Source organism: Corynebacterium provencense, from assembly GCA_900049755.1.
In the GTDB taxonomy this organism is placed as follows: Bacteria; Actinomycetota; Actinomycetes; order Mycobacteriales; family Mycobacteriaceae; genus Corynebacterium; species Corynebacterium neomassiliense.
In genome coordinates this window covers 869130-884447 of record LT160593.1, presented here as the reverse complement: position 1 = coordinate 884447, position 15318 = coordinate 869130, and the positions used below count along the sequence as shown (strand labels likewise).

The window sequence follows — 15318 nt, the reverse complement described above, 5'->3', positions numbered from 1 at the left end:
AAAGGGGACATGACCATGTCCGAGAAAACTGCAGAACTGGCCGAAGTAACAGGAAACTCACCCGGGATGCCGGAGGCTCATGAGAGGGAAAGGGGGACTCTGCAGGAGAGAGTGCAGGACAGGAGGGGCGGTACCACGGTGGACGCCGCTGTCGGGACAATGGAGTCACAGGGGGAAGTGGCCGGAAAAACCGGCCTCATCGACCGCCTTCTGGCACTGTCAGGTGATGACCGGGGGATGAGCACCATCGAATACGCCCTGGGGTGTGTGGCCGCGGCCGCACTGGGGGCACTGCTCTACGTTGTTGTGACGTCCGACTCCGTCGAGGCGGCTCTGACCGGGATATTCGAACGTGCTCTCGACACGAAGTGACAGGCCTCCGAGGGCCAAGATGAAGAAGCCGGAGAACCGCGGAGAGGGGGAGGAGGGGTACGTCACCGTTGAAGCGGCTGTCGTGTTCACCGCTCTCACCGCTGTGGTCGGGATGGTGGTGGCAGGGGTGGTGACCGTGGCGTCCTATCTCGGTGCTGTCGACCTTGCCCGGGATGCGGCGCGTGCCGCTTCCCTCGACCCGGCGAACGCGGAAGCTGTGGTGGCCGATCTCGTCGGGAAGGTCGACAGTCAGGCCAGGGCATCGGTGACGGTCACCGACACTGTCACCGTGCGGGTGACCCGGCCCGGCAGACTGTTCAACCTCACCGCAACTGCCGTGACCGTGCCGGAACCTGTTGTGCCGGCCCCGGAAGTTCCCACGGGGGTCACCGGCCGGTGAGGCGTGTGGACAGGGCAGTAGAGGGCGGGGAGGCACAGCAGAGTCGCGCAGGAGACGACGGTTCCGCGACAGTTGCCGGGGTGGGCGTGATACTCGGTGTGATCGCGCTGGCTGCGCTGGTGGGCTTCCGGACCTCGGGGCTTGTCGAACAGCACCGTGCTGTGGCTGCGGCCGACCTGGTCGCCCTGTCCGCAGCCACGGTCCAGCTGGTGACGGGTACTGCCGACGCCTGTGCCCGGGCCGCATCTGTCGCAGAAGAGAACGGGGCCGACCTGTCCGACTGCCGTGCAGTCACCGGCGGTGGTCCGGACGCTCCCGGCGGGACCGCGGGCTCGGAGGGGGTACTCGTCGTGGTGACGGTCGGGCAGGCTTCCGCCACGGCGGTCGCAGGGCCCTGACCGGGTCAGGTGGGCCGATGTACCGGTCAGCTCTGTCCGTCGCTGCGGTGGTCAGCTCTACACCGGACCATCTTCCGGACCGTCGGGAACGGTCGGGGGGAGTACAGCCGGTTCTGCTGATTCCGCCGAGTCCGCGAGGGCCCGCAGCAGCACAGCCGCGCCCTTCTTGTACAGGGGATCATTCCCGTTCCCGCACTTCGGAGACTGTACACATGACGGGCAACCGGACTCGCAGGAACAGGATTCCACCGCTTCGGCTGTCATTCTCATCCACTGCGGAAACCGGTCGAACCCGGCTTCGGCGAAACCCGCTCCCCCCGCATAGCCGTCGTAGACGAACACCGTCGGAAGCCCCGTGTCAGCGTGCAGGACTGTGGAGACCCCTCCGATGTCCCACCGGTCGCAGGTCGCCAGCAGTGGCAGCAGACCGATGGCCGCATGTTCGGCGGCATGGAGTGTCCCCGGCCACAGGGGCTCCTCGATACCCAGGTCCAGCAACACGCCGGGATCTACCGTGTAGGCCGCGGCGCGGGTGTCGAGCAGTTGAGGGGCACAGTCCAACGGCACGGTCTGCAGTACCTCTCCCGAGGAGGTGCGTCGCTGATAACCGGTGACCTGGTGACTGACCTGTACTGACACGTCCGCCAGCCAGATTCCCGAAGGTGTGGAGCCGGTGCCGCCGATCTCACGGGTCCGGTTGACCCCCTTCACCCGGATGTCCGTGGTCTCCATGGCCCGGGTGTACCACTCCGGTGACTCCGGATGCACCGCCGCCACCGACCCCTCCAGGTTGAGCTCGTCGACCACATACGACTCACCCTGGTGCACGTACACCGCCCCGTCGTGGACCTCGGATATCGCCCGTGCCGCGTCTACGGTGCCGAGCACCGCCCCGGTCGTGACGTCGACGATGAGAATCTGCTCCCCCGAACCGCCCCGGATACTGACCCGGGCGTGGACACCCGCTGCGGCGTCCACGTCGGCGAAGAATCCCCGCGGCCGGCGACGCAGCAGTCCCCGGGACGTGAGGTCCCTGACCACGGTGGTGGCGTCGATGTCGCCGCCGAACGCGGAGACCTCATCTGAGGTCAACGGTGCCTCCGCGGCCGCGCAGAGTACATGGTCGGCCAGGATGTACGGGTTGGTCGGATCGAACACCGAGGCTTCGACCGGCTGGTCGAGCAGGTCGGAGGGGTGGTGCACCAGGTAGGTGTCCAGGGGGTTGTCGGAGGCGACCATCACCACGAGACAGCCCTGACCACGTCGTCCCGCCCGGCCCGCCTGCTGGCGGAAACTCGCCACGGTGCCGGGGAATCCGCAGCTCACCACGACATCCAGGCCGCCGACGTCGATTCCGAGCTCCAGTGCACTCGTGGCCGCCATCCCGAGCAGGTCCCCGTCGTCGAGACGGTGCTCCAGCTCGCGGCGGGCTTCGGGGGTGTAGCCGGCACGGTAGGCGGCGATGCGACGTGCCCGGTCGGGGTGTCCCAGGGCGGTGAGATCGTCTGCGCACGCCAGGGCGGTGATCTCGGCACCGCGCCGGGAACGCACGAAGGTCAGGGTTCGGGCGCCTTCGGCGATGGTGCGTGCCATGATCGCCGCGGCTTCGGTCGTCGCCGCGCGTCGGACCGGGGCACCGTGCTCGCCGACGGTGTCGGGGAGGAATCCCGGTTCCCAGAGCGCAACCGTGCGTTCCCCACGGGGTGAGCCGTCGCCGGTGACCGCGACCGCGGGTCGTCCGGTGAGCCTTTGCGCGTGTCCGGAGGGGTCGGCGGTTGTCGCGGAGGCGAGGATGACGGTGGGATGTGCACCGGCTCGGGCCGCCAGTCGCAGCAGCCGGCGCAGTACCAGTGACACATGTGCGCCGAACACGCCCCGGTAGACGTGGCATTCGTCGATGACGAGGTAGCGGAGGTTGCGCAGCAGCCGGGTCCAGCGGGAGTTGTTGCCCAGGACCGAGGCGTGGACCATGTCCGGGTTGGAGATGATCATCCGCGACTCTTCGCGGATGAGGCGTCGGGCCTCACCCGGTGTGTCACCGTCGTAGGTTGCGACCGTGACGTCCCGGAGTGCAGGGCAGGACGCCACGAGCCGTGACATCGCGGCACGCTGGTCCTGTGCCAGAGCCTTGGTGGGTGCCAGGTAGAGGCAGGTCGCCCTCGGATCGTGGATCAGGGCGTCGATGACCGCGAGCTGGTATCCGAGGGATTTTCCTGATGCGGTACCGGTGGCGACCACCACGTCGTGTCCCTGGCGTGCCGTGTCGGCGGTGGCGACCTGGTGGGACCAGGGGCGGTTGACGCCCTCGTCGGTGAGGTGGCGGACCACGTCCGGGTCGACCCACGCGGGCCAGGCGACGGGTTCCGATTTTCTGGCAGGTTCGGTACGGACATGTGTGAGTACGGTTTCTCCGTCCCCTCCGTCCCCTCCGTCCCCTCCACCCCCGGACGCCGCGGCGCCGCAGTGCTGTTCGCTGTCGGCGGACCGGCTGCCGGACCGTGGTGTGCCGCTGCGGGCGAGCGGGAGCAGTGCCTCAAGAATCTCGGCCCCGTATGTGGTCGCCGACGGCGTCCCGGCGACTGTGACGTGGTCAGCGTGCGTTTCCGGGGTTCCTGTACTGGTCCCGTCGGGCTCGCCCGGGGTGCTCCCGGTGGTGCTGGTTGCGGTCATGTGGGTCGAGTCTAGGACAGGGGGTAGAGGGACCTGTCGGAGACTTTTTCGGGGTCGGTGTGGTGGTCCGGCGCAAAACGTGGAACACTGGTGGGCGGTCACAGTTTCTGTGCGTCGCTTTGCTCGCTGTTCCACCGGTTCTTCGCCGAGTCAGTAGGCGAAACGTTCGCGGGAGTTGTCTTGAATGCGGACGGACCTCCACTCCGGTGGTCTATGCATCGGCCCGGTGTCTCCGTAAAAGAACGTGGAGATGTCGATCACCGAATCTGAAGAAGGTAAGAACATGGCACAGGGAACCGTCAAGTGGTTCAACGCTGAAAAGGGCTACGGCTTCATCGCACCGAACGATGGTGGCGCTGACGTCTTCGTCCACTACTCCGAGATCCAGGGCAACGGCTTCCGTACCCTCGAGGAGAACCAGCAGGTTGAGTTCGAGATCGGCGAGGGCGCCAAGGGCCCGCAGGCTCAGCAGGTCACCGCTCTCTAAGACTCTCCGGGGCCTGAAAGGGTCCCCCCGGGTCTCGGAGACCGGTTCTGCTCTGCCGGAACCGTTCGAAGACACCGCCCCCCACCGGATACGTCCGGTGGGGGGCGGTGTCGTGTCTCAGGATGTCCCCGCTGCGGTCGCGGCGGTCAGTCTTCCTGTGCTGGGCGGCAACGCCGCCACCGGCGTCCGGAACCTGCCCCGGAACCTGCCCCGGAATTTGCCGAGGTCGGTCGGGTCAGTGCTGTTCCTGCCAGGCGACGACCGAATCCATGTGTTCGACTGTCCAGGTGAACATGGCGTGTACCGGGGTGAGTGCGGAACGGCCCAGGTCGGTCAGCCGGTAGACGACCCGGGGGGGAATTTCGGGGTAGGCGGTCCGTTCGACCAGTCCGTCGGAGGTGAGGACGCCGAGGCGCTGTGTCAGCACCTTGTCGGAGATGCCGTCCACGTGCTTCTTGAGGTCTCCGAAACGCCGGTCGTCGTCCTCGAGGGCCAGAAGTATCAGCATGTTCCACCTGTCGCCGACGGTGGTGAAGAGGACTCGGCTCGGGCAGTTGCGCGCGGCCGGATTCCAGGAAGGTGATGGGGGGACTGCTGTGGACATGTGAATCAGACTAGCACCGGCAGCGGCCGCCGGAACAACACCGTATACACACTTTACATTGGTAAGTTACAAGGGTATGGTCGGTTGCGTAACCACGACGACACCCGTTACGGGTCGTGGCCCGGGACCGCCGAACCGGTCCCTTCAGGTCAGGTACGGTGCCGGCAGGCGCCGTCGTTGTCGCACACCGTCACGAAAGGTCAGTTCATGAGCACCGTCACCGTCTACGGATCCACCGGCATGGTCGGGTCCGCCATCACCGCCGAAGCAGCTTCCCGTGGGTTCACCGTCACCGGAGTGACCAGGGGAAACCCGGATCATGTGAAGAACCCGGTCCCCGGCGTCACCTATGTCACCGGTGACATCGCCGACACCGGAGACGTCGTGGAGAAGGCCCGCGCCACGGACATCATCGTGTTCTCCGTGCCCGGTCCGCGTGACGGAAGCTCGGTCCAGCCCATCATCGACGCCCATTCGCGCATCGTCGCAGCCTTCGCAGGGGCGAAGATCACCGCCCGCATCTTCATTGTCGGAGGGGCAGGAGCCACCCGTACCCCGGACGGCACGATGCTCAAGGACACCCCCGACTTCCCCGCCGCGTACAAGGCCGAAGCGGAGAGCTTCGCCAGGATCCTGGAGCTCTGGCAGGGCTCCGCCCGTGACCTCGACTGGACCATGCTCGCCCCGGCGCCCCAGATCGCCCCGGGTGAGCCCACCGAGTCCTACAACCTCGGTGACGACCAGCCTGCCGGTGACTTCGTGACCGCCGGTACCTTCGCCAGGGCAGCGGTCGACGAGCTGGAGAAGCCGGCTCACCGGCGTGCACGTTTCACCGTCGCCAACGCCTGACCGACAGGCCCTGCCGGCACGCTTCTGACCGTCCTCCCGATGTCGGGCAAGGGCTCCCCGCCACAGGCACAACCGTCGTTGGACGGTCCGTGTACCGGCGGCATCCGCGGTGGCGGGGGACGGTACGACTTCCCCCCGCTACAACGGAGGGAAACACACACCTGTCCGGTGGTCCGTGTATGGTCGCACGTCGAGACTGGTTTCGAGGTATGAAGGTAGGACGGACCGGATGGCAGCGCAGGATAGTGCGGGTACGGGCGGTAGCGGCAGGAAGCTCGTGATCGTGGAGTCCGCCACGAAAGCGAAGAAGATCCAGCGCTACCTCGGCGACGGATATATCGTCGAGGCGTCCGTCGGACATATCCGTGACCTGCCCCGGGGGGCCGCCGATGTTCCCGCGAAGTACAAGAAGGAACCGTGGGCACGTCTCGGCGTGAACGTCGAGCACGACTTCCAGCCGCTCTACCTCGTCAGTGCGGACAAGAAGAAGAAGGTCGCCGACCTCAGGGCGAAGCTCAGACAGGCCGACGAACTTCTGCTGGCCACCGACCCCGACCGTGAGGGGGAGGCCATCGCCTGGCATCTCCTCGAAGTGCTCAAGCCGAAGGTTCCGGTCCGCCGGATGGTCTTCCACGAGATCACCCCGGAAGCTATCCGTGAAGCCGCGGAGAACACCCGTGAGCTTGATCTCGACCTGGTGGACGCCCAGGAGACCCGACGGGTCCTGGACCGCCTCTACGGGTACGAGATCTCACCGGTGCTGTGGAAGAAGGTCATGCCGCGGCTGTCGGCGGGCCGGGTGCAGTCCGTCGCCACGCGGGTCATCGTCCGCCGTGAGCGTGAGCGTATGGCCTTCGTCAGGGCCGGCTACTGGGACCTGACCGCGACGCTTGACCGCGGGGACCGTGGGGCTTCCGACACCGCGGGCGGAAATCCCCGTACCTTCGATGCCGACCTGGTCGCCGTGGACGGTGCGAGAGTCGCCAGAGGCCGGGACTTCGGTGAGGACGGGAAACTGCGGACAAGCAGGTCCCGGCAGAATGTCACAGTGCTCGACGAGGCCCGTGCCCGTGCTCTTGCTGACGCCCTGACCGGTGCCACCATGGCAGTGTCTGACGTGGAGGAGAAGCCGTACACACGGCGTCCCTACGCACCGTTCATGACGTCCACCCTCCAGCAGGAGGCGGGCAGGAAGCTGCACTTCACCTCGGAGCGCACGATGCGGATCGCGCAACGGCTCTACGAGAACGGTCACATCACCTACATGCGTACCGACTCGACAACCCTCTCCGCCTCGGGCATCGCCGCGGCCCGGCAGCAGGCCGCCGAGCTCTACGGTCCCGCCTATGTGGCAGATTCTCCCCGGCAGTACACCCGCAAGGTGAAGAACTCCCAGGAGGCACACGAGGCCATCCGCCCGGCCGGTGAGACCTTCGCCACCCCCGGGGCACTCGCCTCCCAGCTGGACGCCGAAGAGTTCAGACTCTACGAGCTGATCTGGCAGCGCACCGTCGCCTCACAGATGGCTGACGCCCGGGGAACCTCGATGAAGGTGACGGTCTCGGGCACCGCATCCTCCGGGGAGAACGTCGACCTGCAGGCCAGCGGCCGTACGATCACCTTCCCCGGATTCCTGAAAGCCTATGTGGAGTCCACCCGCAACGCCGACGGCCGGGATGTCGCGGACAACGCCGAGAAAGCCCTGCCCGTGCTCGCCGTGGGTGACGCCCTGGACGCCGCGGCGGTCGAGGCCAAGGGCCATGAGACCCAGCCGCCGGCACGATACACCGAAGCCTCCCTGGTCAAGACCATGGAGGAGCTCGGAATCGGCCGACCCTCCACCTACGCCTCGATCATCAAGACGATCAAGGACCGCGGATATGTGGTCTCCCGGGGTTCGGCTCTGGTGCCCAGCTGGACTGCTTTTGCCGTGGTCGGGCTACTCGAAGACAACTTCGGTTCCCTCGTCGACTACGAGTTCACCTCGTCGATGGAGGACGAACTCGACGAGATCGCCCGCGGTGAGGAGAACAGGTCCCACTGGTTGCAGGGGTTCTACTTCGGGGACACGTCCGCCTCCGACGCTCCGGCGGAAACTGTCGCCCGCCTGGGCGGTCTCAAGCATCTCGTGGCCGACAACCTCGAGCAGATCGACGCCCGTAAGGTCAACTCACTGCACCTGTTCGACGACGCCGCCGGCGTCCCGGTGGTCGTGCGGGTGGGACGCTACGGGGCTTACCTGGAGAGAATCGTTCCCCCGACGACCGAGGGAGGCGAACCGACCGTGCAGCGCGCGAACCTGCCGGAGTCGCTCCTTCCGGACGAACTGACCCCGGAGATCGCGGAGAAGCTCTTCTCCACCCCGCAGGGTGGACGGGAACTGGGCGTCAACCCGGCTAACGGCCGGGTCATCGTCGTCCGCGAGGGACGGTACGGCCCCTATGTGACCGAGAAGGTCACCGACGACGAAGAGGCCAGGGTCGTCGCCGAGGCGGAGAAAGTCATCGACGCGGAACGGGACGCCGAGGACGCCGCGCGCGCCGCCGAGGGCAAGAAGCCCCTCAGCAGAGAGACGAAGACGGCACAGAACAGGAAGGAACGTCGGATCAGGGAGATCCTCGAGGAGACCCTGAAGCCGAAGACTGCGTCACTGCTGTCGTCCATGGACCCGGCGACGGTGACCCTCGAGGACGCCCTGAAGGTCATGTCCCTTCCCCGCGAGGTGGGTGTCGACCCGTCAGACGGTGAGATGATCCTGGCGCAGAACGGCAGGTTCGGCCCCTACCTGAAGAAGGGCAACGATTCCCGTTCCCTCGCCAGTGAGGACCAGGTCTTCACGGTCACCCTCGAAGAGGCACGGCGGATCTACGCCGAACCGAAGCGTCGTGGGCGCGCCGCGGCGAAGCCGCCGCTGAAGCAGCTGGGGGACAATGATGTCTCCGGTAAGCCGATGACGGTGAAGGAGGGACGCTTCGGCCCCTACGTGACCGACGGGACGACGAATGCGTCTCTGCGTCGGGGCGACACACCCGAGACCATGACCGATGCCAGGGCCAATGAACTGCTCAGTGAGCGGAGGGCGAAGGAGGCCGCAGAGGGGGGGCCGGCGAAGAAGTCGGCGAAGTCTTCGCGTAAGGCGTCCCCTGCGAAGAAGACGGCGAAGAAAGCTGCGAAGAAGACAGTCAAGAAGACGGTCAGGAAGTCCACGGCGGAGAGGTAGACCACAACCACTCCCGCGCGTGGCATTCCCGCCCGCGTCCCCGCGCCGGCTCACCTCGGAAGCGGCGCTCCCACCGGGCGTGCCCCGGGAGAACCGTGGACCGCCTGGTAGCTCGTCGACCATGCCAGAGGGGCGTCCGGGGTCAGTACGTCGCCGTGGTGCCAGTCGACCTGGACACGGTTCGCGTCCACGTCCACGGCCATGTACCCGTGACGGGAGAGGTCGACGTACCGGAACCAGTTGTCGACCTGCCTGAGGATCTGCTCACCGGCACTGAGCACCGCGGCGACGGGTGCGTCGAGGGCAGGGGAGGTGGCGATCCCGTCGAAGGCGCTGGCCGCCGTCACTGACGGGGTCACGAATTCCGTCGCAGCAGCACGGGTGTTCCGGCCCAGACGCCAGTCACCGGCGTTGGCGGGAATGTCCGCAGCCCAGGACGAGTGGATGTCTCCGGTGAGGAACACCACGCCGCCGCGGGCCGGGACGGAGCCGTCTCCGACGATCAGGTCGATGATCCGCTGGCGTTCAGCCATGTACCCGTCCCACTGGTCGGCGTTGAGTGCCAGGCCGTCCGCGGGGATCCCCGTCTTCTCCACGAGCCAGTCGTGGATGCGGGGGTCGAGGGAGTCAGGCAGGGTCATCGGGGCGAACATCACCTCGTTGCCTATGAGCTGCCAGCGGGTGTCGGACGTGGTGAGGACGTCGGCGAACCAGTCGAACTGGGAGCGTCCCATCATGGTCCGCGCAGGATCCGCGGAACCTCTCCACGCCGCCGGGATCTCCTGCTGCTCGTCACGGTAGGAGCGCAGGTCCGGGATGATCAGTTCGGCGAGGGTACCGAACCGGAGATGCCTCTGGGCGGGGACGCCGCGCAACGGCATCCACTCCAGGTAGGCCTGGGTGGCGGCGGCCTTCATCGCGGCGAAGTCGTCCCCGGGTTCGATGGAGTTGCCGGTGGCACCGTCCCTCCACGTGTTGTCGGCGAACTCGTGGTCGTCCCAGATCGCGATGAGCGGGCGGGCTGCGAGCAGGTCCGCCAGGTCGGCGTCCCTGTGGTAGTGACCCTGCCGGATCCGGTAGTCGGAGAGGGAGGTGGTCCGGTTGGCGGGCTGGACGCGGCGCACGGTCGTCTCGTGCATCGCCCCGTACTCCCCGGTGGCGTACTCGTAGGTGAAATCCCCGAGGTGCAGGGTGAACTCGAGGTCGTCCCGGTCGGCCATCTCCCGGTAGGCGCGGAAGTACCCGGCCTCGTAGTTCGCGCACGAGCAGACACCGAACCTGAGGCTCCCCGGGTCAGCTCCGACGGCCGGGGCGGTCCTGGCACGACCGGTGCGGGAGACGGTACCGGTGGCGGGCCCGTCGACGACGGTGAAGCGGTAGAAGTAGTCGGTGGAGGGCTGCAGGCCCGTGGCGTCCACCTTCACCGTGTGGTCCGCGGAGGCGTCGGTGGTCACCTCACCGGAGTTCACGGTGTCGGTGAACCCGGGGGAGGTCGACACCTCCCACCTGACGGTGACCGGGGATCCGAGCCCGGAGCCGGGTACGGCGTCAGGGGAGGGGGTGACGCGGGTCCACAGGACCACGGCGTCCGGGAGAGGGTCGCCGGAGGCGACGGAATGGAGGAAACCGGTGGCGCCCTGCACGTTCGCGGACACGAGGTTGACCGTGCCGGCCGCGTAGGTGAGGACGCCGAGAGCGGTGGCGCCGGTGAGGAAGCTGCGACGGGAGTAGGGGGACACCGGTCTCAGGCCTTCCTGCCGTTGACTGTGAGCGAACCGTCGGCGTTGACGTCGACCTGTGCGGAGTACGCGGCGGCGAGGTTGATGCGCTGCCACGACCCGTCAGGACCCTGGTCGTCGAGGGGATACCCTGACGGAAGGGCGGTGGCTGCGATGACCGCGGCACGCTGTTCCCAGGTGAGCGTGGGGAAGCGGTTGATCAGCAGGTCCGGGGCAGCCTGCGGGACGGTCACGGGTACGTCCGTGGCGTACACGGTGGGGAAGCCGTACGTTCCCTGTTCCGCGTAGGTCCGGGCCGCTTCGTCGTCGCTCCGGTAGCTGCCGCCGGCGGCGTCCTGTGCTGCCACAGCCTCGGACAGCGGCCGGCCGAGCCTCCACTCGAGTTCGGCACGGATCTCCTGACCTGCCTGGGTCAGTGCGTCCCGCATTTTCAGGTCGTTCCAGCGGTCGGCTGCCGCGGCAGTGCCGGTCATGCGCCCGCCGATGACGTCCAACGGGTAGTGCACGCCCATGACCACCCGGCTCTCGCCGGCGTCAGATCCACGGGCGACGAGCTGAGGGGCCAGTTCCGGAAGGACCGCGGCGAGCAGGGTGGTCACCAGGACCGCCTGGTTGGTGTGTCCGGAGGGGAAGGATGCCGAACCACCGAGTTCGTAGTAGTCTTCGCCGGAATCGTCATTGTGGTGCACGATCCGGTCCGGGGCGACCTCGAAGGGGCGGGGATTGTCGAAGATCTCCTTCTCCACCAGGGTGGACGCCGCGATTCCCTGGGCGCGGGAGAAATAGCCGGAGTCGAGGAGCGCCCTGGTCTTCGGCAGCCGGTTCTCTTCGATGGCGGTGCGGACCAGGGGGGCGAGGGTGGTTCCGAAAGCGTCGGAGAATCCGGCGAGGAGATTGCCGTCGTCGACCCTGGCATCCGCCTGTGCCCGGGCCACGCGGTCCGGGGAGGCGGTGTTGTTGATCCTGACCACGGTGTCGAGGTTCTCGGTGATGATTTCCGGGTGGTTGTCGCGCAGATCGTTGAAACCGTCGACCACCTGGTAGTAGGTTCCTCCCGGGTAGGAGCTTATGTCCGAGATGTATCCGACGTAGGCGTCCGGTCCGAACGGCTGGGGGACGGGAGCGCCGGGGTGCTGGACCGCCGGCAGTGTGGACGGAAGGAACTGGGACTGAAGGTCACGGACCTGGCCGGTGAGCTGGTCGACAGGTGACCTGTCCGCTGCCGGGGCGGCGGCGGCCTGGGGAAGGATGATGGTGGCGGATGTCAGGGAGGCGATGAGCACCGCTGCGACGGGTCGCGCGGGAAGTAGTCTGCGGGTCTTCACGTGCGGTCAGGCTAAGCGGCGCAGACACCGGGACAGTGGCCCCAGAGTGAACTTGTGGTGAATTTATATCAATACGACGCGGTGCTCGACTGTTGCGACAGCTGTGACCCATCGTTTGACCCTGTTTTCGAGCGGTCCTACGATGATGTTCACATAATTGAACTCTCTGATGACAGGTGGAGAACAGTGTCAGTGCAGGATGCGGGACAGGCTGCGGACAAGACCGTGGGAACCACGGTGACGCAGACCGCTACGCGGCCGGACGGGCCCGCAGGCGGAGAGAAGAAGAAACCCCGGATCATAGGCATCCTCGGGCCGGCGTTCGTCGCCGCCATCGCCTACGTCGATCCCGGTAACGTCGCCGCCAACCTCTCGGCAGGTGCCGAGTACGGGTACATGCTGCTGTGGGTGCTGGTGGCCGCGAACATCATGGCCATGGTCGTCCAGTACCTGTCCGCGAAGCTCGGCCTTGTCACCGGCAGGAGTCTGACCGCGAATATCTCGGACTGGTTCGACGCCCGTCGCAGCAGGTCCCGTGCGGGACGCCTCGCCTACTGGGGGCAGGCGGAGATCATCGCCGCGGCGACGGACATCGCCGAGGTGATCGGCGGCGCTGTCGCCCTCCACCTGCTGTTCGGAATCCCCCAGCTGCTCGGTGGTTTCATCGTCGGCGCAGTGTCTCTGGGACTGCTGGCCTTCCAGGGCAGGAAGAGGCAGCGCACCTTCGAGGCGATCATCGTCGGCTTCCTCGTCATCATCACTGTCGGCTTCCTGTCGGGCCTGTTCGTCACCGGCCTGTCGGTCGGTGAGATGGTCGAGGGGATCGTCCCCCGGTTCCAGGGGACGCACTCGGTGATTCTCGCGGCGTCCATGCTCGGCGCCACCGTCATGCCGCACGCCGTCTACCTGCACTCGGGTCTGGTCCGTGACCGGAGCTTCAACCCGGGCACGGAGGCGTCGATGCGCAGGCACCTCAAGGCCACGAGGATCGACGTGTTCGGGGCACTCTGCCTGGCGGGTACGGTCAACATCGCGATGCTGTGTCTCGCGGCCCAGGCGCTGCGTGGTGTGGAGGGCACGGACTCGATCGAGGGCGCCCATGCCGCCGTGACCGATGCTCTCGGTCCGGTCATCGGGGCACTGTTCGCCATCGGTCTGCTGGCATCGGGTCTGGCGTCGACCTCGGTGGGCTGCTATGCCGGCGACATGGTCATGAGGGACCTGCTGAAGATCCGCATCCCGATCCTGCTGCGCCGCCTGGTCACGATGATTCCGGGACTGGCGGTCCTGGCACTGGGCATTGACCCCACCTGGGCCCTGGTGATCAGTCAGGTCGTCCTGTCGGTGGGTATCCCCTTCGCGCTGGTGCCTCTGGTGGCGCTGACCGCGAAGCGTTCACTCATGGGGCGTTACGTCAACGCCCGGGGGCTGACACTGGTCGGCTGGTTCTTCGCGACCGTCATTATCGCGCTCAATGTGGTGCTCATCTGGTTGACCGTGACCGGGCAGGGCTAGCAGCGGCCGGGGTGACTCCCCGGCGGGGTCACCGGTCGGTTCCGGTCGCTGCTGCAGTTGACCCGGCGGCGGGGCTCTGCGGAGTCTGTTCCGCCTCACGCTCCGCTTCTTTTTCCGCCTCGCGTTCTGCCGCGCGTTCCGCTTCTTTTTCCGCCTCGCGTTCTGCCGCGCGCTCCGCTTCCCTTTCCGCCATCGTCGGCCGGATGGGACGTGCCAGCTGGGTCATTTCGCGGCGTCCCCGTAGTTCCACCGATTTCAGCATCGTCCACCGCGCCTGCTCGGCCTCGTTGGCCTGACGCACTGTGCCCGCGGTGGTCAGAACGCGCCCCGGTGTTTCCTTGGCCACGTCGGTGAGGCGGGCCGCGGCGTTCACGGCGTCTCCGATGACCGTGTACTCGAACCTGTTCTTCGCCCCGATGTGTCCTGCGACGACGGGCCCGACGGCGGCGCCGATGCCGGCGGGAAGTTCCTGTTCGGCCAGTTCTGTCTTCAGCTCACGGGCTGCGGCGAGGGTGTGGCCGGCGATGTCGTCCAACGGCAGCGGGGCACCGAACACCGCGAGCGCGGCGTCTCCTTCGAACTTGTTGATGATTCCCCGGTTACGGTGCACGACCTCCACCACGATGTCGAAGAAGCGGTTCAGTGCGCGGACGACCTCCTGCGGCTCCCGGGACACCGCGAACCCGGTGGAACCCACGACATCGACGAAGAGGACCCCGACCTGGCGGTTCTCGCCGCCCAGCGTCGGCTTCTCCTCCAGGGCCCGCCGGGCGACCTCGTCCCCGACATAACGGCCGAAGAGCTCCCGGACCCGCTCCCGTTCCCGCAAACCCGTCATCATCTCGTTGAAGCCGGCCTGCAGAACCCCGATCTCGGAACTGTCGTAGATCCGCACTTTGGCGTCATTGTCCCCCCTGCGGGCGCGGTTCATGGCCACCTGCAGCTCACGGATCGGATCGACGACGGTCATGGTCATGAGCCGGGTTCCGGAGAATCCGGTGAAAAGCTCCGTCAGGCTCAACGCCAGTACACCGGGGAGGATCTCGGTGGCATCTCCTCCGAAGAACCCGCTGGCCTGGGCCACCACCATGAGCACCACCCCGATCACCGGGACGGCGGACGTGAGGATCCACACGAAGGTGATCTGCCGGGACAACGGTGCGATCCTGCCCTCTGAACCCAGTTCAGGTTTCAGGGCGCGGGCGGCGACCGGACGGACCATGCGCTCGGCGACCATGTAGGTCAGCAGCACCACCATCGCCCCGCCCAGGATCGCGGTCACGGCCACGGTGAGCGCCCAGCTCCGGGACACCTCAGCCATGGCGACAACGGTGAATATCACCACGCCCACGAGCCAGAGCACCGCTCCCAGCAGCGCCTGGAAGCCGGGTATCCGTAGGACGAGACGCCTGATCATGGTCGGGTCGTAGCTGTCGGGGGCCCGTTCCCAGCCGAGAACGGGTGTGAAGAAGTACAGGGTCATCCCGACACCCACAATGATCGCGAACCCGAAGTAGCCCACGTAGAGGGACGCCGTGAGTGTACTCACCGACAGGAATTCCCTGGCGCCGGGCAGCGGGACGAGGAAACGCAGGAACGTGGCGACGGCGAGAGCGCCGAAAACGTTGACGACCAGTACAGACAGGGCATAAAGGGGCCAGCTCGTGCCCCATGCCCACCGTAGGTACCGTGCTAGTCGCCGCATGGTTGTCCAGCCTATCGGAGCGGGAGGACGGGTG

At 66.8% G+C, this 15318-nt stretch carries 12 protein-coding genes; 7 read left to right on the top strand and 5 right to left on the bottom strand.

Annotated features, from left to right (window positions below; genetic code table 11):
- The first annotated feature begins 15 nt into the window (after window positions 1–15).
- The 3 genes from BN3906_RS15520 to BN3906_RS10425 are packed head-to-tail and all read left to right on the top strand — an operon-like array spanning window position 16 to window position 1170.
- On the top strand, window positions 16–372 hold the full coding sequence (locus BN3906_RS15520; RefSeq protein ID WP_390620340.1) for a DUF4244 domain-containing protein: 357 nt from the start codon (window positions 16–18) through the stop codon (window positions 370–372).
- A gap of 19 nt (window positions 373–391) precedes the next feature.
- Window positions 392–772 (top strand): hypothetical protein, encoded by a 381-nt coding sequence (locus tag BN3906_RS10430; protein WP_261796965.1) that lies wholly within the window; start codon window positions 392–394, stop codon window positions 770–772.
- Between the two features lie 5 nt (window positions 773–777).
- Window positions 778–1170, top strand: a complete 393-nt coding sequence (locus BN3906_RS10425; protein ID WP_078057499.1) for an Rv3654c family TadE-like protein — start codon at window positions 778–780, stop codon at window positions 1168–1170.
- A 57-nt stretch (window positions 1171–1227) separates the two neighbouring features.
- Here BN3906_RS10425 and BN3906_RS10420 read toward each other — a convergent pair whose 3' ends face one another.
- The gene (locus BN3906_RS10420; RefSeq protein ID WP_261796964.1) at window positions 1228–3840 is read right to left on the bottom strand and encodes a DEAD/DEAH box helicase; all 2613 of its coding nucleotides are present in this window, start codon (window positions 3838–3840) and stop codon (window positions 1228–1230) included.
- A 283-nt stretch (window positions 3841–4123) separates the two neighbouring features.
- Here BN3906_RS10420 and BN3906_RS10415 point away from each other — a divergent pair, with 283 nt between their 5' ends.
- Window positions 4124–4327, top strand: a complete 204-nt coding sequence (locus BN3906_RS10415; RefSeq protein WP_010120999.1) for a cold-shock protein — start codon at window positions 4124–4126, stop codon at window positions 4325–4327.
- Window positions 4328–4562: 235 nt separating this feature from the next.
- Here the strand turns inward: BN3906_RS10415 and BN3906_RS10410 are convergent, their stop codons facing one another.
- Window positions 4563–4931, bottom strand: a complete 369-nt coding sequence (locus BN3906_RS10410) for a winged helix-turn-helix transcriptional regulator (protein ID WP_066588038.1) — start codon at window positions 4929–4931, stop codon at window positions 4563–4565.
- A gap of 207 nt (window positions 4932–5138) precedes the next feature.
- Between BN3906_RS10410 and BN3906_RS10405 the strand changes: the two genes are divergently transcribed.
- Window positions 5139–5780 carry an NAD(P)-dependent oxidoreductase gene (locus BN3906_RS10405; RefSeq protein ID WP_066588036.1) on the top strand — a complete coding sequence of 214 codons (642 nt, stop codon included), beginning with the start codon at window positions 5139–5141 and terminating at the stop codon, window positions 5778–5780.
- Window positions 5781–6009: 229 nt separating this feature from the next.
- The gene (gene topA, locus BN3906_RS10400) at window positions 6010–9000 is read left to right on the top strand and encodes a type I DNA topoisomerase (RefSeq protein WP_066588034.1); all 2991 of its coding nucleotides are present in this window, start codon (window positions 6010–6012) and stop codon (window positions 8998–9000) included.
- Between the two features lie 50 nt (window positions 9001–9050).
- Here the strand turns inward: topA and BN3906_RS10395 are convergent, their stop codons facing one another.
- Both BN3906_RS10395 and BN3906_RS10390 read right to left on the bottom strand, forming a co-directional pair.
- A complete protein-coding gene (locus tag BN3906_RS10395) occupies window positions 9051–10739 on the bottom strand; it encodes an alkaline phosphatase D family protein (RefSeq protein WP_066588032.1) in 1689 nt (562 codons plus the stop codon).
- Between the two features lie 5 nt (window positions 10740–10744).
- Window positions 10745–12064, bottom strand: coding sequence for an acid phosphatase (locus BN3906_RS10390; protein WP_066588030.1), 1320 nt, complete (start codon window positions 12062–12064; stop codon window positions 10745–10747).
- 237 nt (window positions 12065–12301) lie between these two features.
- On the opposite strand from BN3906_RS10390, the gene BN3906_RS10385 reads away from it, so the two are divergent.
- Entirely contained in the window at window positions 12302–13579 is a 1278-nt protein-coding gene (locus BN3906_RS10385; RefSeq protein ID WP_078057496.1) for an Nramp family divalent metal transporter, read from the top strand.
- Between the two features lie 28 nt (window positions 13580–13607).
- Here the strand turns inward: BN3906_RS10385 and BN3906_RS10380 are convergent, their stop codons facing one another.
- Window positions 13608–15284, bottom strand: a complete 1677-nt coding sequence (locus BN3906_RS10380; protein ID WP_066588028.1) for an adenylate/guanylate cyclase domain-containing protein — start codon at window positions 15282–15284, stop codon at window positions 13608–13610.
- Between the last annotated feature and the right edge of the window lie 34 nt (window positions 15285–15318).